Origin of the sequence: Pseudothioglobus sp. nBUS_23 (genome assembly GCF_051201565.1) — a bacterium.
Classification (GTDB): domain Bacteria; phylum Pseudomonadota; class Gammaproteobacteria; order PS1; family Pseudothioglobaceae; genus Pseudothioglobus.
Genome location: NZ_CP179200.1, coordinates 1,541,228 through 1,564,006, shown reverse-complemented (window position 1 = coordinate 1,564,006; position 22,779 = coordinate 1,541,228). Strand labels below are relative to the sequence as shown.

Here is a 22,779-nt window from a genome sequence, read left to right as displayed (position 1 = left end):
TTTAAATGATTGAGTGAACTCAATTATAAGGCTTGAAGTAACGTCTGACCCATTAATGCAGGTGTTGGTGAAACACTGACACCAGCATCATTAAGAGCTTTAATTTTGCTTTTTGCATCACCAGAGCCGCCACTTATTACTGCTCCAGCATGCCCCATTCTTTTTCCTTTTGGAGCAGTGAGCCCTGCAATATATGATACAACAGGCTTAGTGACATTTGATTTGATATACTCTGCTGCTTCTTCTTCAGCACTTCCTCCAATTTCACCGACCATGACTATGGAGTGAGTGTCTTCATCAGCTTCAAATAATTTCAGACAGTCAATAAAATTCATGCCCTGAACTGGATCCCCTCCAATTCCAATACACGTACTTTGACCGAGCCCTACAAGTGTGGTTTGGTGGACAGCCTCGTAAGTTAAAGTTCCGGACCTAGAAACGATTCCGACACTTCCGCTTTTATGAATATTGCCTGGCATGATTCCAAGTTTGCATTCGTCCGGAGTAATTAAGCCCGGGCAGTTAGGACCAATGAGTCTCGAGTTGCTATCAGCAATGATCGCTTTAACTTTGATCATGTCTTGAACAGGTATTCCTTCAGTGATACATGCTATGACTGGAATATCAGCTTCAATAGCCTCAACGATAGAGGTGTATGCAAATCTAGGCGGAACATAAATCATTGTAGCATTAGCACCCGTTTCATTCATAGCCTCTTTGACAGAGTTAAATACTGGCTTTGCTAAATGAATTTGACCCCCTTTGCCTGGAGTAACACCTCCAACGAAATTAGTTCCATATGCAATAGACTGTTCTGAGTGAAATGTACCTTGTTTTCCAGTAAATCCCTGGCAAATTACTTTTGTTTTTTTATCAATTAGCACGCTCATTTGGCCATCTCCACAACTTGTTGTGCTGCTTTCGTTAAGTCAGCCTCAGTAATAATTTCAAATTGACTTTCATTAAGTATTTCAAGCCCTTCCTTAGCATTGGTGCCTTCCAGACGCACAACAATTGGAAGTGATAAACCAACTTTTTCAATTGCCTGTAGGATGCCATTAGCGATGAGATCGCAACGAACGATACCACCAAAAATATTGACTAGTATTGCTTTAACGTTATCACCACTTTGAATAATTTCGAATGCTTTTGCCACTCTCTCAGAGGTTGTCCCTCCACCAACATCAAGGAAATTCGCAGGTGAGCCGCCGTGGTATTCAATTAAATCCATAGTTGCCATAGCAAGTCCTGCCCCATTAACCATGCAGCCTACAGTTCCATCTAAAGAAATATAATTTAATTGATATTCACTTGCACTTCTTTCCCTTTCATCTTCCTGCGCGATATCTCTAAGTGCTAAGATTGACTCATTTCTATAGAGTGCATTATCATCAAAATCGATTTTGCCATCAAGCGCTATTATTTCGTTGTTACCAGTAATGACGAGTGGGTTGATTTCAATGAGATTGGCATCATGCTCAGTAAAAATGTTAAATAAACCCACCAATGTTTGGGAAAATTGACTGTGAAGTGAAGCATCTAAATTAAGCTTGTTGGCAATCTCTATGCAATCCTCGAGAGTGATTTTGCCAAGTGGATCAATTTTTTTCTTGATTATTTTTTCAGGCGTCTCAGAGGCGACCTGTTCAATATCCATCCCACCTTCAGTTGAGGCCAGGACTGTAATTCGTTCTGAGCCCCTATCAACAAGCAAACCTAAATATAATTCTTTAGCAATATCTTGGCCTGCTTCAATAATAACCTCATTGATTGGCTGACCATTTGAATCAGTTTGAGGAGTGATTAATTTTGAACCGAGTAATTTCTTACTGGCATTTACAGCGTCTTTTATCTCTTTACAAACTATGACGCCGCCACCTTTACCTCTTCCTCCTGCATGAACTTGAGCTTTGACAACCCAAACTAATCCTCCTAGTTTTTCACAAGCCTGAGCTGTTTTTTTAGCGCTAGACACAACAACAAAGTTTGGAACTTTGATATTATTATTCTTAAATAAGTCTTTCGCCTGGTATTCATGTATGTGCATATAATTAAATTACTTCGGGTTAAAATATAAGGTCACACATTTTATCATTCTTAGATTGAAATCTTGATTTTATTGGGTTGTTTCTTTAAATTATGAAATTTATTTGAACTATCTTATTAAAATACCAATTCATGATTAAATTCATGTCATAAATAAATTTTAGGATTAATACATTATGAATTACAGTACCAGTCAGTTTAAAAATGGTTTGAAATTAATGCTTGATGGAAATCCATGCTCTATTGTCAATAATGAAATTGTTAAACCTGGAAAAGGACAGGCATTTAATAGAGTTAAGTTTAAAGATCTAATAACTGGAAAGACCCTAGAAAAAACTTTTAAATCTGGTGAATCTCTTGAAGCTGCAGATGTCATGGAATTGGAGATGCAATATCTTTATTCTGATGGAGAAAAATGGTACTTCATGGATCCGGAATCCTTTGAGCAATTTGATGTTGGAAAAGAATCCATGGGAACAGCATTAAACTATCTCGTTGAGCAAGATAACTGCATAGTAACCTTGTGGAACAATAACCCTATTTCTGTTTCTCCACCTAATCATGTAACTCTTGAGGTGATTGATACAGACCCTGGTCTAAAAGGTGACACTGCGGGAACAGGAGGAAAGCCTGCTACGCTCAATACTGGAGTCGTAGTTCAAGTGCCTTTGTTTGTTGCTATTGGTGATAAAGTTAAAGTTGATACAAGGACGAATGAATATACTGGGCGTGCCTAATTACTGCCTAAATGTCTAATTTAAAAGAAAAACTTTTAAATCATCAAAACCTAATAAGAAATATTAGGAGTTTTTTTTATTCGCGCAATGTTGTTGAAGTTGTCACTCCTTCTCTTTTAACCACTCCAACAACTGACGTATATATCGATAGTATTGAAGTTTCAGTCAATCAGGCTCTATCAAAATCCTCAAAATTCTATTTGCACACCTCACCGGAATTAGAAATGAAGCGCCTACTCTCTAAAGGTAGCGGTGATATTTTTCAAATTTGCCAGGTCTTTCGTGATAATGAGTTTGGAAGAATTAACTCTAATGAATTTACAATGCTAGAGTTTTATAGAGTGGGTTTTGATATGCAGCAATTAATAGAGGAGCTCAAAGAATTATTGATTGCGCTCGGTAAGGATGGCAAAGCTGAAAAGATGTCTTATGCTCAAGCATTCTTTGATTTTGCAGGGATAGATATATTAAATTCTGATTTTGAAGCTCTAAAAATTATTTTAGAATCCCATGACCTTAGCTCAGATTATGAATGGATAGAAGATATGCAGATGGTTCTTTTTGTTCATCTTGTTGAGCCAAAACTGAAAAGTATTCCGGTATGCTTTATCTATGATTTTCCATGGCAGCAGGCTGCACTGGCGCAAATAGATGGGCCTGTTGCACATCGTTTTGAAATGTACATAAATGGCACTGAAATCGCGAATGGTTACCAAGAAATTCAGACCTCAAATGAGTATCGTGATAGGTTTCAAACAGAGATTAATAAAAGAAAAAGCCTTTCAAAATTTACCGATTTTTTAGATGAAGATTTTTTAGATGACTTAAAAGATGGGCTCCCTGCTTGCTCAGGTGTTGCAATCGGGATTGACAGACTCTTCGCCTCTTTGAGTTTATAATTGAAGTCAAACCTTGCTTAATTTAAAGCCTTAAAATACTTTGGATGCATCAAATAGACCTTTTTGGGAGCGTAAATCTTTAGAGGAGATGAGTGAGCGAGAGTGGGAGTCACTCTGCGACGGTTGCGGCCGGTGTTGTCTACACAAGTTTGAAGATGATACCTCAGGCGATATCTACTTTACAGATGTTGCGTGTCAATATCTTGATGAGGAAACTTGTTCTTGTCCTCATTATGATGATCGACAAAAATATGTCCCTGACTGTTTGAGTATTACCCCGAATTGGGAAGAAAAGTTTAATTGGCTGCCATCAACCTGCGCATATCGGTTACTATATGAAGGAAAGAGCTTGTATGATTGGCACCCTCTTATCAGCGGCAATAAACAAAGTGTTCATCTTGCAGGTATTTCAGTTAGAGGGAGAACATACAGAGATAATGAAATCAAGGAAGATCAATTATTCGAACATATTATTCATTGGGTGGAATAGATGAATAAAATCATTGCAATAATTTCTTGCCTAATTATTTCATTTAATGTTTCAGCATCAGATTGGCCCCACGAAAATATCTCAAATGCAGAGTTCGCTTTAGAGGTCAAAGACAGAACGCCACTCAATATTATTAAAGAGCTTGACAATTCTTTCGGTAAAATCTATTTTTTTACAAATATCCGCAACCTACAAGGTCAGAGAGTTAAACATCGCTGGATTTACAATAATAAAGTAATGGCAGAAATTGATTTTAATGTCAACGGTCCAAGATGGAGAGTTTGGTCATCAAAAAATCTATGGCCTACTTGGCTTGGAGAATGGACAGTTGAAGTGCTTAACTCGAAGGATGAAGTATTTTTTAAAAAAGAATTTAACTACATAAACAAAGAATGAAAAAAGTTGTATTAGCGTATTCGGGTGGGCTGGATACTAGTATTATCGCAAAGTGGCTTCAAGACACTTACAGCTGTGAGGTCGTTACTTTTACGGCCGATATTGGTCAAGGTGAAGAGGTTGAGCCGGCTCGATTAAAAGCTCAAGCTATGGGCATTAAAGAAATATATATCGAGGATTTGCGTGAGGAGTTTGCACGAGATTTCGTTTTTCCAATGTTCAGAGCGAATGCTATTTATGAGGGCGAGTATTTATTGGGTACTTCAATTGCAAGGCCTTTAATTTCTAAAAGATTGGTTGAGATTGCAGAAGAGGTTGGTGCAGATGCAATCTCTCACGGGGCTACTGGTAAAGGTAATGATCAAGTCAGGTTTGAGCTCAACGCGTACGCTATTAATTCAGATATCCAAATAATTGCCCCTTGGCGAGAGTGGGATTTATCCTCACGTGAGAGTTTGATGAATTATGCTGAGAAAAACAATATCGAAGTTGATTATAAAAAGCAGTCAAAAAAATCTCCTTACTCGATGGACGCAAATCTTCTTCATATATCCTATGAAGGAGATATTCTAGAGGACCCATGGCAGGAGGCTGAGGATGATATGTGGCGCTGGACCGAATCACCAGAAAATGCTCCCGATAAGCCAGAATACGTTGAATTAACTTATGAAAAAGGCGATATCATTGCAGTCAATGGTAAGTCTTTGTCACCAGCCAAAGTCATGGAAGAATTGAATCAACTTGCTGGTGCTCATGGGGTAGGAAGGCTCGATATTGTTGAAAATCGTTTTGTTGGAATGAAGTCCAGAGGATGTTATGAAACTCCTGCTGGAACCGTCATGCTAAAAGCGCATCGTGCAATAGAATCGTTAACATTGGATCGTGAGGCCGCCCATCTTAAAGACGAGCTAATGCCGAAATATGCTAAATTAATTTATAACGGTTTTTGGTTTGCTCCAGAGCGCGAAATGATGCAGGCCGCCATTGATGCCTCTCAGGAAAATGTCTCCGGTGAAGTCAGAGTCAAGTTGTATAAAGGAAGTGTATCAGTTGTGGGCAGGAAATCACAGAATAGCTTATTCAGTGAAAAAATAGCAACCTTTGAGGATGATGAAGGAGCCTATAATCAAAAAGATGCTGAGGGCTTTATCAAGCTAAATGCACTCCGCTTAAGACTAAAATCTCTCCAGTAGTAGTGATAGAAGTAGGCATCCTCTCTGATACCCATGGGGTGATTCATCCTGAGATAATCAAACTCATGAATGCATGTGATTTTGTGATTCATGCAGGAGATATCGTCGATGAAACTTCTTTAGAGATGCTTAACCCCAAACAGAGAATGATTGCAGTAAAGGGGAATAATGATATTCATATTACTTCTCTTGGAGAGGTTGAATTATTAGATCTTCCTGGTGGAAATATTGCTATAGAGCATGGACATCTGCATGGACACATTCAGCCAAGCCATGACTCCTTAAGAGAGGCCTACCCAAATGCCAAAGTGATTGTTTATGGTCATACGCACAAACAGGTTATTGACAAGGATCAATCCACTTGGGTTGTGAATCCTGGTTCAGCTGGGAAAACCCGCAACTATGGGGCTGCTAAATGTTTAAAGCTAACTATAAAAAGTGAAAGAGACTGGGTTATTGAGCCCAAGATTTTTGATGATATATTTTAATTTTTGGAACAAACTTGCTTTATATCTCTCACTGGAAATAAAAATTACTCTATAGAGCCACCTTCAATAATTTCATCAGCTGTAGCATCGCGGATCGATAAAACCTCAACATAGAAAATAATATCCTTGCCAGCTAATGGATGATTTCCATCAATAGTCAGTTTTCCATCTTCGATATTAGAGACAATAAAGTCTTTGGTTCCACCCTTATCATTTTGCATCGTAACCGTCGCGCCAATATATCTATACTCAAGTGGAACATTATTGATGTCATCAGTAAAAATTAATTCTTGAATTTTTGGACCAAACGCTTCTTCAGCTGTTAAAAGTATTTCAACCTCATCACCAACAGACCTCCCTTCAAGCTCTTTGGTGACTTGGTTAAATAACAATGTGTTGTCTCCTTGAACATAACCCAGAGGATCTTCGACTTGCTCTATGACTTCACCATTAGATTTATCAACAATCCTGTAGGTTAATTCGACGAACTTATTGGTAGAAATTGTATCAGCCATACAAATATCTTAAAAAATTGTGGCGCCAAAAATTTTAACTTCATCTTCCTCAATACCTAAAACCAGTCTTCCCAAAAACTCTCCTGGGACTTCGATACTGGTTTGTTTGTATAAGATCGTAATATAGTCACCCCTTCTAAGGCACCCTAAAAACTCTCTTTCAATAGCTAAACTTGAAAGTACTTTATTTTTAGTCCATTGCTTACCAATTTCAATTTCATTGGCGCCCATTAACATCTCTTTTGAAAAGTGCTTTATAAAACCTAGGTAGTCTCTTTTGTTTGAAGATTCAACGAGATCATCCCACATTGGCTCAGCAATTTCTAGAATTTCCTGATCAGATTTTTCAATTAGATTCATTTATTTAACCTTTAAATTATGTTTGCAAAGATATTGTTTTTTAAAACAACTGAGACCTCAAAAGAGGCCTCAATTATAATCATTTCAGATATCTGATTAATCAACTATATGGTAGAGCGGTGCTTTTTCCATTGTCCATTCGCCAGATTTAGGATCACGTCTAGAAACAGTTAAACAATGCCAATTGTCATCATCTAATTTCATGTGATCCCCTCTGTAGTAATATCCTGGCCAGCGAGTTTCTTCACGAAATAGGGTATGCTGTGCAACACATTCTGAAGTAATCGTCCGATGCTTCAGTTCCCATCCTCTCATTAGTTGATGTAAATCTTCAGCACCAATGTGCTCCAAGTCTTCTTGAAGAATGCTCAATAACTCGATACCCTTTTTAAGAAGATTACCATTAGTCATATAATTAACACTGATACCACCAACATACTCGTCCATAATTTTTTCAAGGCGTTGAAGTCCTTGAATTGGTAGCAAGTAACTTGGTGAAACTGTTCCAGCTGTAATCTCATTACGACCAACTGTGTAGTTTTCCAGAGGCTTGAAAATAATTTCTTTAAGGTCATCACACTGCTTGTTGCTGACCTGAATTTTTTCATCACCAAGATCCTGAATGTACTTGACCGCAGCTTTTGCTGCAATTCGGCCTTCAGTAAATGAGCCAGATGAGAATTTATGTGCTGTACCACCAACAGTATCACCTGCTCCAAATAGACCTTCAACAGTAAGCATTCGGTTATAGCCCCAGAAGTATTCTGGAGGCGAGATATCTTCAGGACCACTTACCCATGCTCCAGAACAGGTCGCATGTGAACCCATTACATAAGGTTCAGAGGTAGTTAACTCAGGATTTGTATACTTAGGATCAATATTTTGAGATGCCCAAACAACAGCTTGACCTACAGTCATTCCTAAAAAGTTTTCCCATCCAATAACCTCGAGATGTGGGTCTTGAAAAGCCTCCATTGTAACCATATGGATTGGGCCTCTACCAGCTTTAACCTCTTCGATGAATGCATGGTTTCTTAAGCAGGTTGGAGTCGGCGTATGATCAATATATTCTCCAACCATTGCCTTAGTGTGTTCATACCATTTGGATTCATATTCTTCACCATAGGTATTTTGAGTATAAGTTTTAAGATGAAGAAAATAAGCTCCAACTGGACCATATCCATCCTTGAAACGAGTTAATACAATTCGGTTTTCCATCTGTGTCATCTTTGCACCAACCTGAATTGGTAACGCATATGCTGATCCACTGCTCCATGGGGCATACCAAGTTCTACCCATACCTTCACCAACTGATCTTGGCTTAAAGATATGAGAAGCACCACCAGCTCCAACAATGACTGCTTTTGCTCGGAAAACATGATAATCACCAGTACGACAGTTAAATCCAACCGCACCACCAACTCTATTTTCTTTAGATTCATCCATCAAAAGATGGGTAACCATTATTCTATTGTAAATTTTATCTACTGAATTGCGAGCTGCCTCAGCTACGATTGGTTTATAGCTCTCACCATGAATCATGATTTGCCATTTACCCTCACGCTGATAACGACCAGTTTCTTCATTTCTCATTATGGGTAGTCCCCATTCTTCGAATTTATGGACTGCAGAGTCAACATGACGAGCCATGTCAAAAGCGAGGTCTTCACGAACCAATCCCATTAGATCATTTCTTGCATATCTCACATGGTCTTCAGGTTGGTTTTCATCCCACTGCATACCCATGTAGCAGTTGATAGCATATAAACCTTGAGCAACAGCTCCACTTCGATCAATATTGGCTTTTTCAGCACAAATGATTCTCATATCACGCCCCCAGTACCTTGCTTCGTATGCTGCACCAGTACCAGCCATACCACCACCAACGACTAGGATGTCACAATCTTCCCAAACAGTTTTTCTCTTTGCCATTAGTAGTAAACTCCTTCTTTAAGCTTGTCCTTGCTGATTACAGGCAAACCTGTCTCAACATTAAGCGCATCTGGCTCAAAGCACAATAACTGAGAGTCTAAAGCTTCTTGATCAGGAACTTCAAGTTCGCCAAGTTTAGGAATCTTCTCACCCCATGGTTGAGTTGTTATTGGAGAGAGGAAATTTTTCTCTCTTCCATCTCTAAATTTAATTTTCCAAGAAATTGTTCCTTTCTCTTCTTCGCGAAGCACCCTGACGCTGTGTCCAAGAGGTGCAAAATCAGTATAACCTCTTGCATCAATAGCGTTTTGTGGGCATGCTTTTACACATGAGTAGCATTCCCAGCACATATTTGGTTCTATGTTAACAGCACGACGAATCGTTTTATCGATGTGCATAATATCTGATGGACAGATATCTACACAGTGTCCACATCCATCGCATCGAGTCATGTATACAAAAGTTGGCATAATATTTTCTCCGAAAAATTAATTAATAGTGGCGTGGCGCTTCACGCTTTATTCCTAGACCAAATTTCTCTGGTAAGTCGGCAGGTTCAGGAAGATTCTCTCTAGAACCATCTGCCTTGGTAACTCTTTTTTGATAAGCTGCAGCAGGCTTATAAAACATATGGGCAAATTTAGACCAAAGCACTCCACCAAAAAGAACAGTACTTGAAATAATAAATAGACCAAAGAATAAAGTTTGCCATATAGCAATTTGACTTGATTGAAGATAGGACCAGATTAGTGCAAAGGTCGCCATCGCAATCAATGATAGTACAAATAAATCTGCTCTCATCACTCTATACCACTTATTGCCTTCAGCAGCGACATCAACTCTGATAAAGAACCAGAACCAATATCCACCCAAGCAAAGCATTGCAGCACCTAAGTGCCACATTAATGGCCAGATAGAAGGCGTCATAGAATTAGGCACTGAGTATGAGAAAATCATCACAGCAGTTGCTATCACAAACAGAACAAAACCATACATGGTCAGAAGATGAGCTAGCCTCCTTCTAGTACTACAAAACTCAGAAGAAGTGAGCACTTCATTGGTTGCAGTTTTAAAGGCTAAAGATGCCTTCTCGCCTGACCCCACATTTCTTGTCGCAGATTTTTTAGCTTTAACTGAGTTGTTAAAAAAGTACTTAGCACTTTTTTTGTGTATGACATCAAAGATGGTTGCACCAATGACTAAAAGAAACATAGCAACAACATATGTCTGCATTACAAAAGATGGTATGAAAGTTCCTATTTCAGAAAACGGGTTTATAGAGATCATTATTTTTTCCTTTATTAAATTGTATTACAAATATATTTTTTTCAAATTAAATGCACTACATTTCCGAGCGTGCAATTGTAGAAGAAACCTGCCCTAAAAGAGTGAATTTTATAGAACCAGAAAACTCACAACTAATGGACCAGATAATTTTATCATTTACCATATCAATTTATTTCGCAGAATGCCCTTTTAGTTCAACTTTTACTTTGTCGCTATCCTTAATCCCTGCGTAATATTTTTGAAGAATTTTTAATACCTCAGGCCTAGAAAAGTTTTCAGGAACCTCTTCATTTTCACTGAGAAGGTGCCTCAATTTTGATCCTGAAAGTAACAATCTATCTTCATGACTATGAGGACATGTTTTCATGCTGGACATGCCTGCACACTTATTGCACCAAAATGTCCAGTCAATTTTGAGTGGTTTTGTCACTAGGTCAGCATCGATTTCATCAAAAATATTATGCGCATCGAAAGGACCATAATAATCTCCAACGCCAGCATGATCTCGTCCAACAATTAAATGTGAGCAGCCATAATTTTGTCTAAATAGAGCATGTAACAATGCTTCTCTTGGACCAGCATATCTCATGTCTAATGGGTAACCAGACTGAATTACAGTATTTTTAACGAAATAATTTTCAATTAATGTGGAAATGGCTTCTGAACGAACATCTGCAGGAATGTCACCAGGTTTAAGTTCGCCTAAGGTTGAGTGAATCATTACTCCATCACATATTTCTATAGCTATTTTTGCTAAATACTCATGAGATCTATGCATTGGGTTTCTAGTCTGAAAAGCTGCTATCGTAGACCAGCCTTTCTCCTCAAAATATGAGCGAGTTTCTGAAGGCGTCATGTATAGCTCACCATATTGCTCTGGAAATCCCCCATCAGAAATAACTTTTACTTTGCCCGCAATATTGTATTTGCCCTGAGCCATTACTATTGCAACTCCAGGGTGATCTGTATTTGTAGTTTGAAAGACCTCTTTACATTCTAGTTCTTTGTCAATTGTATATTTCTCAGAAACAACCATTGTTGCAATTGTCTCATTCGTTTTTTCATACACAATAGCAATTTCTTGGCCTTCATTGATGTCGTCATCATTGGTAGAGAGTGTTATCGGAATTGGCCAGAAAGTACCGTTTTCTAAAGCCATGTTTTTGCAAACATTTTGCCAGTCAGCCTTATTCATAAAGCCATCTAGAGGAGTAAATCCACCGATTCCAAGCATAATTACATCGCCAAATTCCCTAGAAGTGCATATGACTTTAGTCAGTGTTTCAGACTTCTTTTTCTCAAGAAGCGCTTCATCAGGGCTTAGAGCAAGCGGCTTTAGATTTGAGCTACCATGAGGAGGAACAAGCTTAGACATAGTTTATTGTAATTTTTGTATTAAATTGGCAGAATTATCAAACTCATATACATGAGTTAGGGATATGTTATCATAGGTTTAATTGATAAAATATATCAATTAAAATTTGATACATATTTACACTCATTTACTAGCAAAAAAAGTATACATGAATTAATATATATCTTTAGTTTTTTTTGTTTTAATTTTTATTAACATCTTTTTTAATTCAATAAGATTTTTGACCTTCAGTATGGTTCGATCAGCAATTAAAATTTCGTTACCAATTATGTTTGGTTTTGTTCCTTTGGGCATTGCCTTTGGACTACTATTTCAAAACCTAGGATATCCGTGGTACTTTGCATCTTTAATGGGAATTATTGTTTATGCAGGAGCGGCACAGTTCATGGCTATTGGGTTTTTATCTGCTGGTTTAGGAGTTGTAGAAATTGCGATATCAACTTTCTTTTTAAATTCAAGACATATGTTTTATGGCTTATCATTTTTAGAAAGTTTTGGAAATTGGAACTTTAGAAAACTTTATCTGATTTTTGGAATGACCGATGAAACATATGCATTGCTAACTACTATTCAAGTTCCAGAGGGTTTTGTGAAAGAGCGCTATTTTCTCTACATTACTCTGTTTTCTCAAATATATTGGGTTTTAGGGTGCACGATTGGTGCACTGCTCGCAGACTTTATGACTTTTAATACTGATGGGATGGAGTTTGCAGCAACAGCCTTATTTGTAGTTTTGCTAATCGAGCAATGGATAATGGTTAGAAGATTACTGCCGTTTATTATTGGCTTAATCTCATCCATTATCGCTCTTTTATTGTTCATAAATCATATGCTACTCGTTGCTATTATGATCTCAATTGCTTCAATAGTTTTCTTGCGTCTTATAAAAGGCTCTTCATCATGAATGAATTAGAATATCTCATCGTTGTCATCATTGTGATGGCATTGTCAACCTACTTTACAAGGCTCATTCCTTTTATACTTTTTAGTCCGGGTAGAGAAAGCTCTTTACTTAACTATGTTGCAAAAAGTACGCCACCAATGGTAATGATGATTCTTGTTATCTATATGTTGAGGGATATGAATTATTATTCCTTTGAGCTCGTTTATACTTCTATAGCGCTTGCTGTTACGATTGGTATTCAAGTGTATAAACGAAATGCATTGTTAAGTATTGTCGCTGGCACAGCAGTTTATATGTTTTTTGTGCAGATCTAATATGTTTCAAAATGAATTAATATTTTTGCTGCACTGAATGCAGATTGGAATTACTATATAATCTACGACCCACTGGAACCAAGCACTTTTTAGACCTTTAAATTTATGAATCAATTAGCAAAAATTTTTCCTTTTATAGTTTGGTTTCGACTGACTACTCTGGAAACAATTAAGGCAGATTTTTTCGCGGGTCTGACTGGTGCTATTATTGTTCTTCCGCAGAGTGTTGCGTTTGCAACTATTGCCGGAATGCCGCCTGAGTATGGTCTTTATACCGCAATGGTTGTTCCTATCATTGCTGCACTTTTTGGCTCTTCCTTTCATCTTGTTTCTGGTCCAACAACTGCAATTTCAATTGTCGTATTTGCAGCAGTAAGCAAATATGCAACTCCAGGTAGTGAGGAGTTTGTTTCTTTGGCGCTAACTCTAACTTTCTTAGCTGGTGTCTATCAACTCGTTTTTGGCCTCGCAAAATTTGGACTCTTAATTAACTTTGTTTCTCACAATGTTGTGATTGGTTTTACCGCTGGTGCAGCGCTGTTGATTGCCAGTAGTCAAATTCCTTACATTGTTGGTATTGAAATTCCAAGGGGAGAGGATTTCATTCATACCTGGTTTGATTTATATTGGGGGGCTGCAGAACTTGATTTCTTTCTCTTGATAGTGGGCTTAGGTACCTTAATGAGTGCCATTCTTGTCAAGATTATGAGGCCAAAGTATCCAAATCTTCTTATAGGTATGCTTGTAGGAGGCGTCCTAGCTTTTTATTTAAGTAATTTTACAGACAGCATTAAAACTGTCGGTGCGATGCCTGCTTATTTTCCGCCATTATCAACTCCTGACTTTTCTCTTGGGTCGCTCAAATCACTTGCACCTGAAGCATTCGCTATTGCACTTTTGGGACTTATAGAAGCCTCTTCAATTGGCAGATCAATTGCGACAAAATCAAATCAGAGAATAGATGCAAATCAGGAGTTTATTGGTCAGGGCGCTTCTAATATTGTTGGAAGCTTTCTATCAAGTTACGCCTCCTCTGGATCATTTACAAGGTCTGGAGTGAATTTTGAAGCTGGTGCTAGAACTCCGTTGTCAGCAATTCTCGCAGCAATTTTTTTAATTGCTATTGTGCTTTTAGTTGCTCCATTAATTGCTTATTTGCCCTTGGCAGCGATGGCTGGCGTTATTCTCCTTGTGGCCTATAATTTAGTTGATTTTAAAAATATTAAAAAAACTTTTAAATATAGTAAATCTGAAAGCGTCATATTTACAGCTACATTCCTCGCAACTCTTTTATTTGAATTGGAGTTTGCGATCTATCTTGGAGTGTTATTGTCACTGATGCTCTTTATTGCCAAAACGTCAACACCTGATGTTCATACATTGGCATTTGCAACTCCTCCAGGTGAGGGAGATAGGCGCTTACAAAGCATCAGGAAGGCTCCTCTAGTTCAGTGTCCTCAGCTCAAGATAATTCGAATTGATATGTCAATTTATTTTGGTTCAATAAACCATATCCAAAAACAAATTAGTAGGATTGTCGACAATCAAAGGATTTACCACATTCTGATTGTTGCCAGTGGCGTTAACTTTATTGACCTTGCAGGAATTGAAGCTCTTTTGATAGAGAATAAGCGCCTCAAAGCAAAGCATGGAAGTCTTTATTTCGTGGCAGTTAAGACTCAAACTATGGAGTTTATGGAGAAAGTTAACTTTGTAGATGAAATAGGCAGAGAAAATTTCTTTGATTCCAAATCAGAAGCTATTCGTGACGTATATGATCGCCTTGATAAATCCAAATGTGAGAAATGCCAGGCGCTTGTTTTTGATGAATGCCATTAACTACATATAATGAATGGAGGCTGGGACCGGAGTCGAACCGGTCTAAAAGGCTTTGCAGGCCCCTGCATAACCGCTTTGCTACCCAGCCATTTTAGTTTTAACTAAAAAAAAGCCTGTTTATTACAGGCTAAACATGCAGTTAGAATTTGGAGCGGGAAACGAGATTCGAACTCGCGACATTCACGTTGGCAACGTGATGCTCTACCAGCTGAGCTATTCCCGCACAAGGTGAGAAATTATAGTGTTTTTTTTCTAACTGTCAAATGTTTTTAAGCCTGCTATAAGATATTTTATACCGGACCACAGGGTCAGAATAGTGGCTATAAAAAGTAAAACTCTACCCATCATATTTATCTCATTAAATGAAAAAAATAAAAGCGGCTGATGAATTAATAAAAAAAGTATTGCGACCATTTGGACAAATGTTTTTGATTTACCAATCCAAGACACTGCTACGTTTGCTCTTTTGCCAACCTCACTCATCCATTCTCTAAGTGCTGAAACAAGAATCTCTCTCGATATAATAATGATTGAAGGTATTGTGACGTACCAGGTGTGATAGTAATCAATTAAAAGAATGAGAGCGGTGCAGACCATTAATTTGTCTGCAACGGGATCAAGAAATGCACCAAGGGCAGAAACTTGATTGAGTCTTCTTGCTAAAAAACCATCAATAAAGTCTGTTGCACTAATGATTATAAAGATTGCAATCAATGCATTATTTATCCAGCCGAGAGGCTCACCATCTAAATAGTTGGGCTGAAGATAAAATAAACCGATAAAGACAGGAATTAAAAAAATTCTAGCCAGGGTTATAAGATTTGGGAGAGTCATCATAGTTGGAGTAATTCTATCAAAGACTCATGATGTTTAGAATAAACTTTTAAAGGTTGGCGCGCTCGGCAGGAGTCGAACCTGCAACCGCTCGGTTCGTAGCCGAGTACTCTATCCAGTTGAGCTACGAGCGCAGCTGCGTAATTATCGCCATGTTTCATCTAAAGGTCAAGGAGAGTTTGCGGTATTTACTAAAATATCAACCAATTCATTAAGCCCCATCATCCTTGATCCTTTGATTAAGATTGTCGATCCTTTGTGGTTGTTTTTTATTACCTCATAGATTGAAGCGATATCGTCATAATGGGTCCCTTGATATTCTTTTGCATCTTCTCCAATAGTTAGAAGTTGATGAATGTTTGATTGACGAGCATAATCACCAATCTCTTGATGTAATTTTTTAGAGTCTTTTCCAAGCTCACCCATAGAGCCAAGAACCAAGACTTTTTCTCCAGCAAAGTTGCTGATAGTGTCAATGGCCGACTTCATTGACTCAGGGTTTGCATTATAACTATCATCAAGAATTTTGAAGCTCTCTAGTTCTAGTAGCTCTAATCTGCCTTTTTCTGGTTGAGTATTTTCAAGACCCTTCTTAATCAGTTCTGGCTCAATACCAAGTTCTATTGCACAGCATGCAGCAGCCAAGGCATTATTAACTTGGTGTAATCCAATCATTGAAAGTTTAATACTCAATGATTGACCACTAAAGTTGAGATTAAAGTTGGTGTGAGTTTTAAACTCTTTAATGTTACTAGCAGATACACTCCCACCATCTCCAAAAAATCTTATACTCTTAGTTCCAGACATTTCTTCCCAGGTCTTTTTATGGGGAGACGAATTATTGATGATGGCTGTTCCTTTATTGGATAAAGATTCTATGATCTCGCCTTTGGCCTTAACGAGATTTTCTTCACTTCCAAATTCGCCTAGATGAGCATTATTGGCATTGGTGATGAGTGAAATGTTGGGACGAGCTATCGAGCACAAAAGGGCGATTTCATGTTGATGATTTGCACCCATCTCAATGATACAAAACTCATGATGCTCTTCTAAGTCAAGGAGCGTTAGAGGCACCCCAAGGTGGTTATTAAGATTTCCTTTCGTTGAGAGTGTTGATGCTCTATGCGACAAGATAGAGTAGAGCATATTTTTCGTTGATGTTTTGCCATTGCTTCCAGTAATAGCAATAACCACAGGCGAATGAGATTGACGATGCCAGGATGCAATATCTTGGAAAGCCTTCTCAGTATTCTTAACCTGTATGACAGGTATGCTTGAATCAATTTGTTTATGCGCAATTATTGCTCTAGCCCCTAAATCTATGGCTTGTTTTGAAAAGTTATGAGCATCAAAATTTAGCCCTTCGAGTGCAATAAAGAGCTTTCCATTAACCTCTGTCCTAGTATCAGTGCAAACACCATTAAACATTTTGACTTCACTACTAGTTGATTTCCCATCTACAACTTTGGCAATTGTTTGGATATCAGTTGAGAGCATTTAATGCTACCTCGATGTCACTAAATGGTAGGGTCCTAGTGCCAATGACTTGACTTGTTTCATGCCCTTTTCCTGCAATAAGTAATGCCTCTTCTTCTCCAAGACTTTGAATGGCTGAGTGTATTGCATTACCCCGATCTAAAATGACTTGAATATCATTTTCAACTTTAGTTCCAGCAAGAATATCATCAATGATTGACTGAGGATCTTCACCCCTTGGATTGTCATTTGTTAGAATAATACTGTCAGCATTCTCGCTTGCAATTTTTCCCATCATCTGTCTTTTACCTTTATCTCTGTCGCCACCACATCCGAAAATGACCCTAATGTTGAATTCAGGGTAGTGCGTTCTCAGGGTAGATAGAGCATTATCCAGTGCATCTGGTGTGTGAGCGTAGTCAATCCAAATATTACTGTTTGCAAGTTGCTGCATTCTGCCTGGAGGGGGTGAGAGCTTTGCAAGATAAGGAATAATTTGATCGTCACTGAAGCCCAGACACTTGACACTGTTGTAAGCAGCGATAGCATTGGACAGATTAAATTCACCTACCAATGGCAATTCAAAAACATAATCGTTAAGCTGACAAATAAAACCATTCTCGCTATTTTTATAAAATTCTAAATCATCAATTCCAAAGGTTATGGGATCTTTATCGGAAGAGGTATCTAGAAAGTATTGGTGATTCTCATCATCTCTATTAATAATAGCTTTTTTTGAAAAATTATCCTGAAAAAGCTTGCCTTTAGCCTCTCGATAATTATCCATCGTCCCGTGATAATCTAGATGGTCTTGAGTTAAATTTGTAAAGATGCCTTGGCTGAATGAGAGCCCTTCTAAACGACCTTGCATCAGGGCATGTGAGGAAGCTTCAATCACTGCTATATTGACTTTATTACTCGAGTATTCTTCAAGAGTGCTATAGATTGAGAAGATATCGGGGGTAGTGTTGATGCTTTTATTTTGGGTCTTGGTCATTCCAAGTGTCCCGATGACGCCATTATCTATTTCCATGAAATCTAGCAGCTGAGATATGTAGTGACTCACAGAAGTCTTGCCATTGGTTCCAGTGACAGCAATAAGATCTACATTTTTTGCACTAGTGTAAAAGTTTTGTGCAAGCGTTGAAAGATGAGCTTTAAGATTATCTACTCTTATAGAGGGGACCTTGCAATCAAAGTCCTTTCCATCAACTAAAACAGCTATGCAGCCCTTTTCAATAGCGTCTTCAATAAACTCTACACCATGATTTTTTTCACCTTGTAGGGCAACAAATACATCGCCTTTGTTTAAAGTTTTAGTGTTGAGCGATAGTCCAGAAACATCAAGCGTTGTATCTGTTTTAATGATATTTTTTAGGATGAGTTTAATGTCCATCAGATGTTCAACCTATCAATGGCCAATTTTTTAAAATAATTTTGCCTGAATCAGGGTATGCATATTGATAGCGCCAACAATATTATGGTTGGAGTCAACAACTGGCATTGAATTGAGGCTATATTTTTCCATCATTTGTATTGCCTTTAAAGCAGATTCTTGAGGCTCAATAGACTTACAGTCTTTGGTCATAACGTCTTGGATTGTGAGCTTTTGAAAGTCCATTTTGGACTCAAGGGTCCTTCTCAAATCTCCATCTGTAAAGATGCCTTCAAGCTTTCCATCTTCAGCAACAAGAACCATCCCGAGCGCCTTTTCACTCATAACCAAGAGGCTGTCAATGAGAAGCGTTTCTTTGGAGACTATTGGAATATCAGTCCCTGATTGCATGATAGTTGAGACGAGAGTGAGAAGCCTTCTTCCGAGTGAGCCAGAGGGATGAGACATGGCAAAGTCCTCTGCTGTGAAATTGTTAGCATTGATAAGTGAGACAGCGATTGCATCTCCCATTGCCAAAGCTGCAGTTGTACTTGAAGTGGGCGCTAAATTATTTGGACAGGCTTCTTTTTCAACGCTAACATCTAAATGAAAATCACTTGACTTAGCAATAGAAGATGTGACATTTCCAGTCATACTTATGATGGGTGCATTCATTCTCTTGATGCCTGGAAGCAGGGCAACAATTTCATCAGCTTCACCGGAATAAGAAATCATGATAACAACATCATCTCTTGTGACCATTCCTAGGTCACCATGCCCTGCCTCGCCAGGGTGCAAAAAGAAAGAGGGGGTTCCAGTTGATGCTAGTGTAGATGAGATTTTTTTTGCAATATGGCCAGACTTGCCCATACCAATAAGAATAACTTTTCCTCTACAGCCCTTTAGTGTATTACAAACTTTATCAAAATTGTTATCAATTCTATCCTTAAGTGCTAGAACTGAGTCAGCTTCAGTTTGTAAAACTGCTTTAGCGATTTCAATTAGTGATTTACCCACGGAATCAGTCAAATTAGTGTTTGTTATTTAACTAAGATTATAAATATTATTTGTCAGTGATGGGCTACATAATTTTTTTCATTGCTAATTAAGAAACTTCGCTCAAACTAAATTTATTTTTTTGGTTTATTTGGATAAATAGCTCAAAATAATCCATACTCAAGGTATAGTAGCTTTATGAAGAAACTATTCCTACTTTTAATCCTATCCTTCTTTTCATTGCATAGTTTTGCTGGATCTTGTCCTGACGGAAGTGATCCAGTTAAGAGTATTTCTGCTGACGGTACTTACTTTGTATACAACTGTGGCGGTGGTAATGAAAAAGCGTCCTCATCAACTGCTAAAAGCCTTAAGTTTGAGCTAGATACAACAAATGGCAAGCTTGAGGACTATTCTTATATAACTGACCCAACAGGAAAGTTTAACAAAGTTCATAAATTTACTACCGGAAGTGAATGTGGGTCAAAAACAAGAGATATTGATTGGGATAATATGGTAGGTGAAATGGAAACCAGTGACTGTGGAGAAAATTCAGTAAGGTCGCAAATGGTTGAACAAGTGTGGGAAGATAATCGACCAGGAGATATTCAGCCAAATCAGCAGTGGTATAGCTGGGATGTATACTTACCAAATGATTTTCCTATACAAGATAGTGGTAAATTATTGCTTGGAGAGTTTCATAATAGTGAATGTCCACATATAGCATTTACAAGTCAAGGAGGAGAGGACAATGGAGTTTTACATTTCACAACACAGAAACTATCGGATGGAGATTGTGCAGATTATGGTGAGGATACATCTAAGATACCAATAACACAAATCCAAGACATGCGAGGCAAGTGGACAAATTTTCATTTAGAAATGAAGTGGGAGAATAATGAAACTGGCTTGGCAAATCTTTGGCTTAATGGTAAACAAGTCTTAGCCTATAAAGGTAGAACCTTAACATTGCAAAAAGAAAATCTTAACTTTATGCTTATCGGTCTTTACCAATGCTGCAATGATAGAGATAAAGTTATAAAACCGGCTATGGCTTACTTCACAACTCCAAAGACCTCAATGAATCCAATTACACCTGTAGAGGTTACTCTTGATAATAAAAAAACTGCAAGCTCCTTTAAAGTTAAGCCTGAGTTAGAAGCATCTCTTTCCACTGTAGGTGAGTTTGATTTGAAAAAGCTTGGTGAAAATAAAAACCCCAATCTTTTTGCATTTTCTGCACATTCTGAGACATTTGATATAAACCAAGATGGGCATGATGATTTAATAATCCCTGTTACTTCAATGAATTCAAAAAATCAAAATGTGCCTTATGAGCCTGCTAAGCCAATTCTATTGTTTTGGGATAATGACATTAAGGAATACGTTATTGATGAAGAGGTTCAAAGTGCTTTGCCATCTTTTCAATGGCCCAGAAGAATAAGAAGCTCAATCAATCCAATAACAGGGTTCACAGAAATTTTTGTTGCTGATACGGGGCTTGATCTAGCAAGTTATGATATGTCTAAGGGCATGGAAAACCTTCCTCCCAATTGCGGCGCTCAAAACCATCTGATTACCTATGATCCGGGTTCAGGAAAGGTTAATGAAATTCAACTTCCAAAAATATGGGACTATCCTCATGGTCTTGCAACTGGAGATTTAAACGGAGATCAAATAACTGACTATGTTGTCTTTAATAGTCCATATATTAAGTTTCCAGCAAAATGTTTATTTAAAGGTGCAGGTTACACTAACGAAAGTTATATCCTTTATTCAAATATGAAGGGTGGCTATGATAAGACTGATATTAAACTTAACTATCAGGGGTGGTCAACAACACCATCAATACAATCAGCTGAAATTATTGTTGATGAAAATGAGCAGACCTATTTAATTCTTGGCAGCGAGGGTGGCAAAGGCAAGGGAGATGGAAGTTTATTCTTGATGAAGCAAGACTCAAAAGGGTCATTCACTGAAACGAGTAAAGCTCAGACCTTAGATCTTTTTAGACAAATAGGTCAGCCTGTATATGGTGAGATTCTAGTCGCTGACGTTGATGCTGATGGCATTGAGGAGGTTATTGCTGCGAGCAATGTTATAGATGATAGTGTATCTCTTTGGGTTGGAAGGCACGTACAGATATTTGATATTAAAAATGGTAGATTTTCAGAGAGGTCTGATGCCATAAATAAATCATCCACTATTGATGAAAATAAGGGTGGAGATTGGTGTCATCATTTATTTTTTAATGAAAAAACAGCTTGGAACATGCCTTTTTTAACATGTACGAATTTGCAACCTCAAATTGAGGAAAGAGGCTCTTTGTATGTAAGGTCAGATAATAAATTCCAGTTTGCAAAAATGAAGTTTAAGTCTAATCAGGAAACTGAGGATTTTGCATGGATGAGATCTTTTTATCCTATAAATATAGACCAAAAAACTATCTTTGTAGGGCGAAGAATTACTGGCAAGAAAGTGATTAATGGCGAAGTAGGCTTTAACTCCATAAAACTTTATCTACTTAAGCCACCTGCCACTGCTGCAAAAGCCTCGAACGCATTTGATGGATCTTATTCATTCACGTTGGACCGCTTTAATCCTTCTGAAGGGTCTATAGATTTAGGTAGAGGTATATTAGAAATAAAAGATGGAAAGATAAGTGTTGCGAAGAAATCTCGACAACTTAAAACAAGTTCAACTTCGTATTACGATACTTTTGAAGGCCAAGTAGACAAACAAGGTAATATAACTTCCTCATTTACAGTGAATGCACTAAAGGGAAAAGGTAGCCCAGTTCCAGTCAATTTTTCGGGCAGCATGAATGAGTTTCAAATAAAAGGAAAGTTTGATGATTATTTTGAAATGATTATCCAAATGAAGCCAATCAAGCCAATCAAACCTGTCAAAAAAGTTGGTGAGGCAGCTAATACCTTTGATGGGTCTTATGCAATCATAATAAGAACTGAGCCAAATGACGGACAAAAAAATATTGGAACCGCACAATTTATAATTAAAGATGGGAAGATTAGTGTTGCGAGAAAATACCGTTATCTGAGTACAAGTGCAATTAGTAGTTATGATACTTTTGAAGGCGTAATTGATAAGAAAGGAAACATTAATGCTTCAATTGAAATTAACCCAATTATGCATATGGTTGAACCTAAAAGTATTAAGTTGTCAGGAACTATGGAGTCACTTCAAATGCAAGGAATATTTGATAATATTAAGTCTTGGGATAACAATACTAAAGAGTATGTACTTGATGAAAATTTTTATCCATATAATGTGATTATCGACTTCAAAAAAGAAAATTATTAAAC

At 37.7% G+C, this 22,779-nt stretch carries 22 protein-coding genes and 3 tRNA genes; 10 read left to right on the top strand and 15 right to left on the bottom strand.

Annotated features, from left to right (window positions below; translation table 11 throughout):
• Nucleotides 1-23 precede the first annotated feature (23 nt).
• Nucleotides 24-890 carry a succinate--CoA ligase subunit alpha gene (gene sucD, locus ACMAZA_RS08010; RefSeq protein ID WP_435188542.1) on the bottom strand — a complete coding sequence of 289 codons (867 nt, stop codon included), beginning with the start codon at nt 888-890 and terminating at the stop codon, nt 24-26.
• On the bottom strand, nt 887-2,047 hold the full coding sequence (gene sucC, locus ACMAZA_RS08005) for an ADP-forming succinate--CoA ligase subunit beta (protein WP_435188541.1): 1,161 nt from the start codon (nt 2,045-2,047) through the stop codon (nt 887-889). The genes sucD and sucC overlap by 4 nt, the downstream gene beginning before the upstream one ends.
• A 175-nt stretch (nt 2,048-2,222) precedes the next feature.
• Between sucC and efp the strand changes: the two genes are divergently transcribed.
• The 6 genes from efp to ACMAZA_RS07975 are packed head-to-tail and all read left to right on the top strand — an operon-like array spanning nt 2,223 to nt 6,249.
• Entirely contained in the window at nt 2,223-2,783 is a 561-nt protein-coding gene (gene efp / locus ACMAZA_RS08000) for an elongation factor P (protein ID WP_435188539.1), read from the top strand.
• 11 nt (nt 2,784-2,794) lie between these two features.
• On the top strand, nt 2,795-3,682 hold the full coding sequence (gene epmA / locus ACMAZA_RS07995; RefSeq protein ID WP_435188537.1) for an EF-P lysine aminoacylase EpmA: 888 nt from the start codon (nt 2,795-2,797) through the stop codon (nt 3,680-3,682).
• A 40-nt stretch (nt 3,683-3,722) separates the two neighbouring features.
• The gene (locus ACMAZA_RS07990) at nt 3,723-4,172 is read left to right on the top strand and encodes a YcgN family cysteine cluster protein (RefSeq protein ID WP_435188535.1); all 450 of its coding nucleotides are present in this window, start codon (nt 3,723-3,725) and stop codon (nt 4,170-4,172) included.
• Complete coding sequence (locus ACMAZA_RS07985; RefSeq protein WP_435188533.1) at nt 4,173-4,568, top strand: DUF2914 domain-containing protein; 396 nt, start codon at nt 4,173-4,175, stop codon at nt 4,566-4,568.
• On the top strand, nt 4,565-5,761 hold the full coding sequence (locus ACMAZA_RS07980; RefSeq protein ID WP_435188532.1) for an argininosuccinate synthase: 1,197 nt from the start codon (nt 4,565-4,567) through the stop codon (nt 5,759-5,761). The genes ACMAZA_RS07985 and ACMAZA_RS07980 overlap by 4 nt, the downstream gene beginning before the upstream one ends.
• A gap of 2 nt (nt 5,762-5,763) precedes the next feature.
• Nucleotides 5,764-6,249, top strand: coding sequence for a metallophosphoesterase family protein (locus ACMAZA_RS07975; RefSeq protein WP_435188530.1), 486 nt, complete (start codon nt 5,764-5,766; stop codon nt 6,247-6,249).
• Nucleotides 6,250-6,293: 44 nt separating this feature from the next.
• On the opposite strand, the gene ACMAZA_RS07970 is transcribed toward ACMAZA_RS07975, so the two are convergent.
• The 6 genes from ACMAZA_RS07970 to sat all read right to left on the bottom strand — a co-directional run bounded on the left by ACMAZA_RS07970 (nt 6,294) and on the right by sat (nt 11,718).
• Complete coding sequence (locus tag ACMAZA_RS07970; RefSeq protein WP_435188529.1) at nt 6,294-6,764, bottom strand: FKBP-type peptidyl-prolyl cis-trans isomerase; 471 nt, start codon at nt 6,762-6,764, stop codon at nt 6,294-6,296.
• Between the two features lie 9 nt (nt 6,765-6,773).
• A complete protein-coding gene (locus ACMAZA_RS07965) occupies nt 6,774-7,124 on the bottom strand; it encodes a hypothetical protein (RefSeq protein WP_435188527.1) in 351 nt (116 codons plus the stop codon).
• A gap of 96 nt (nt 7,125-7,220) precedes the next feature.
• Entirely contained in the window at nt 7,221-9,056 is a 1,836-nt protein-coding gene (gene aprA, locus ACMAZA_RS07960; RefSeq protein ID WP_435188525.1) for an adenylyl-sulfate reductase subunit alpha, read from the bottom strand.
• Nucleotides 9,056-9,526, bottom strand: a complete 471-nt coding sequence (gene aprB / locus ACMAZA_RS07955) for an adenylyl-sulfate reductase subunit beta (protein WP_435188523.1) — start codon at nt 9,524-9,526, stop codon at nt 9,056-9,058. The genes aprA and aprB overlap by 1 nt, the downstream gene beginning before the upstream one ends.
• A 22-nt stretch (nt 9,527-9,548) precedes the next feature.
• On the bottom strand, nt 9,549-10,343 hold the full coding sequence (locus ACMAZA_RS07950; RefSeq protein ID WP_435188521.1) for an adenylyl-sulfate reductase: 795 nt from the start codon (nt 10,341-10,343) through the stop codon (nt 9,549-9,551).
• 169 nt (nt 10,344-10,512) lie between these two features.
• Entirely contained in the window at nt 10,513-11,718 is a 1,206-nt protein-coding gene (gene sat, locus ACMAZA_RS07945; RefSeq protein ID WP_435188519.1) for a sulfate adenylyltransferase, read from the bottom strand.
• A gap of 232 nt (nt 11,719-11,950) precedes the next feature.
• Between sat and ACMAZA_RS07940 the strand changes: the two genes are divergently transcribed.
• The 3 genes from ACMAZA_RS07940 (at nt 11,951) to ACMAZA_RS07930 (ending at nt 14,775) form a co-directional block, all read left to right on the top strand.
• Complete coding sequence (locus ACMAZA_RS07940; RefSeq protein ID WP_435188517.1) at nt 11,951-12,622, top strand: AzlC family ABC transporter permease; 672 nt, start codon at nt 11,951-11,953, stop codon at nt 12,620-12,622.
• The gene (locus ACMAZA_RS07935; protein WP_435188515.1) at nt 12,619-12,936 is read left to right on the top strand and encodes a branched-chain amino acid transporter permease; all 318 of its coding nucleotides are present in this window, start codon (nt 12,619-12,621) and stop codon (nt 12,934-12,936) included. The genes ACMAZA_RS07940 and ACMAZA_RS07935 overlap by 4 nt, the downstream gene beginning before the upstream one ends.
• A gap of 105 nt (nt 12,937-13,041) precedes the next feature.
• Nucleotides 13,042-14,775, top strand: coding sequence for a SulP family inorganic anion transporter (locus ACMAZA_RS07930; RefSeq protein ID WP_435188513.1), 1,734 nt, complete (start codon nt 13,042-13,044; stop codon nt 14,773-14,775).
• Nucleotides 14,776-14,789: 14 nt separating this feature from the next.
• Here ACMAZA_RS07930 and ACMAZA_RS07925 read toward each other — a convergent pair.
• The 7 genes from ACMAZA_RS07925 to ACMAZA_RS07895 all read right to left on the bottom strand — a co-directional run bounded on the left by ACMAZA_RS07925 (nt 14,790) and on the right by ACMAZA_RS07895 (nt 19,477).
• Nucleotides 14,790-14,863: transfer RNA gene (locus ACMAZA_RS07925), tRNA-Cys, on the bottom strand.
• Nucleotides 14,864-14,922: 59 nt separating this feature from the next.
• Nucleotides 14,923-14,998, bottom strand: a tRNA-Gly gene (locus ACMAZA_RS07920).
• Between the two features lie 29 nt (nt 14,999-15,027).
• A complete protein-coding gene (gene pgsA, locus ACMAZA_RS07915) occupies nt 15,028-15,612 on the bottom strand; it encodes a CDP-diacylglycerol--glycerol-3-phosphate 3-phosphatidyltransferase (RefSeq protein WP_435188511.1) in 585 nt (194 codons plus the stop codon).
• Between the two features lie 54 nt (nt 15,613-15,666).
• A tRNA-Arg gene (locus ACMAZA_RS07910) sits at nt 15,667-15,743 on the bottom strand.
• A 34-nt stretch (nt 15,744-15,777) separates the two neighbouring features.
• Entirely contained in the window at nt 15,778-17,106 is a 1,329-nt protein-coding gene (locus ACMAZA_RS07905; RefSeq protein WP_435188510.1) for a UDP-N-acetylmuramoyl-tripeptide--D-alanyl-D-alanine ligase, read from the bottom strand.
• Nucleotides 17,093-18,481, bottom strand: a complete 1,389-nt coding sequence (locus ACMAZA_RS07900; protein WP_435188508.1) for a UDP-N-acetylmuramoyl-L-alanyl-D-glutamate--2,6-diaminopimelate ligase — start codon at nt 18,479-18,481, stop codon at nt 17,093-17,095. Before ACMAZA_RS07900 ends, ACMAZA_RS07905 begins: the two co-directional genes overlap by 14 nt.
• A 30-nt stretch (nt 18,482-18,511) precedes the next feature.
• Nucleotides 18,512-19,477: a KpsF/GutQ family sugar-phosphate isomerase gene (locus ACMAZA_RS07895; RefSeq protein WP_435188506.1), complete on the bottom strand. Its 966-nt coding sequence runs from the start codon at nt 19,475-19,477 to the stop codon at nt 18,512-18,514.
• A 177-nt stretch (nt 19,478-19,654) separates the two neighbouring features.
• Between ACMAZA_RS07895 and ACMAZA_RS07890 the strand changes: the two genes are divergently transcribed.
• Nucleotides 19,655-22,777, top strand: coding sequence for a heparin lyase I family protein (locus ACMAZA_RS07890; RefSeq protein WP_435188505.1), 3,123 nt, complete (start codon nt 19,655-19,657; stop codon nt 22,775-22,777).
• Nucleotides 22,778-22,779 lie beyond the last annotated feature (2 nt).

Coding starts and splice junctions, on each gene's coding strand:
- sucD (WP_435188542.1), bottom strand. CDS start 890: ATGAGCGTGCTAATTGATAAAAAAACAAAAGTAATTTGCCAGGGATTT.
- sucC (WP_435188541.1), bottom strand. CDS start 2,047: ATGCACATACATGAATACCAGGCGAAAGACTTATTTAAGAATAATAAT.
- efp (WP_435188539.1), top strand. CDS start 2,223: ATGAATTACAGTACCAGTCAGTTTAAAAATGGTTTGAAATTAATGCTT.
- epmA (WP_435188537.1), top strand. CDS start 2,795: ATGTCTAATTTAAAAGAAAAACTTTTAAATCATCAAAACCTAATAAGA.
- ACMAZA_RS07985 (WP_435188533.1), top strand. CDS start 4,173: ATGAATAAAATCATTGCAATAATTTCTTGCCTAATTATTTCATTTAAT.
- ACMAZA_RS07980 (WP_435188532.1), top strand. CDS start 4,565: ATGAAAAAAGTTGTATTAGCGTATTCGGGTGGGCTGGATACTAGTATT.
- ACMAZA_RS07970 (WP_435188529.1), bottom strand. CDS start 6,764: ATGGCTGATACAATTTCTACCAATAAGTTCGTCGAATTAACCTACAGG.
- ACMAZA_RS07965 (WP_435188527.1), bottom strand. CDS start 7,124: ATGAATCTAATTGAAAAATCTGATCAGGAAATTCTAGAAATTGCTGAG.
- aprA (WP_435188525.1), bottom strand. CDS start 9,056: ATGGCAAAGAGAAAAACTGTTTGGGAAGATTGTGACATCCTAGTCGTT.
- aprB (WP_435188523.1), bottom strand. CDS start 9,526: ATGCCAACTTTTGTATACATGACTCGATGCGATGGATGTGGACACTGT.
- ACMAZA_RS07950 (WP_435188521.1), bottom strand. CDS start 10,343: ATGATCTCTATAAACCCGTTTTCTGAAATAGGAACTTTCATACCATCT.
- sat (WP_435188519.1), bottom strand. CDS start 11,718: ATGTCTAAGCTTGTTCCTCCTCATGGTAGCTCAAATCTAAAGCCGCTT.
- ACMAZA_RS07940 (WP_435188517.1), top strand. CDS start 11,951: ATGGTTCGATCAGCAATTAAAATTTCGTTACCAATTATGTTTGGTTTT.
- ACMAZA_RS07935 (WP_435188515.1), top strand. CDS start 12,619: ATGAATGAATTAGAATATCTCATCGTTGTCATCATTGTGATGGCATTG.
- ACMAZA_RS07930 (WP_435188513.1), top strand. CDS start 13,042: ATGAATCAATTAGCAAAAATTTTTCCTTTTATAGTTTGGTTTCGACTG.
- pgsA (WP_435188511.1), bottom strand. CDS start 15,612: ATGATGACTCTCCCAAATCTTATAACCCTGGCTAGAATTTTTTTAATT.
- ACMAZA_RS07905 (WP_435188510.1), bottom strand. CDS start 17,106: ATGCTCTCAACTGATATCCAAACAATTGCCAAAGTTGTAGATGGGAAA.
- ACMAZA_RS07900 (WP_435188508.1), bottom strand. CDS start 18,481: ATGGACATTAAACTCATCCTAAAAAATATCATTAAAACAGATACAACG.
- ACMAZA_RS07890 (WP_435188505.1), top strand. CDS start 19,655: ATGAAGAAACTATTCCTACTTTTAATCCTATCCTTCTTTTCATTGCAT.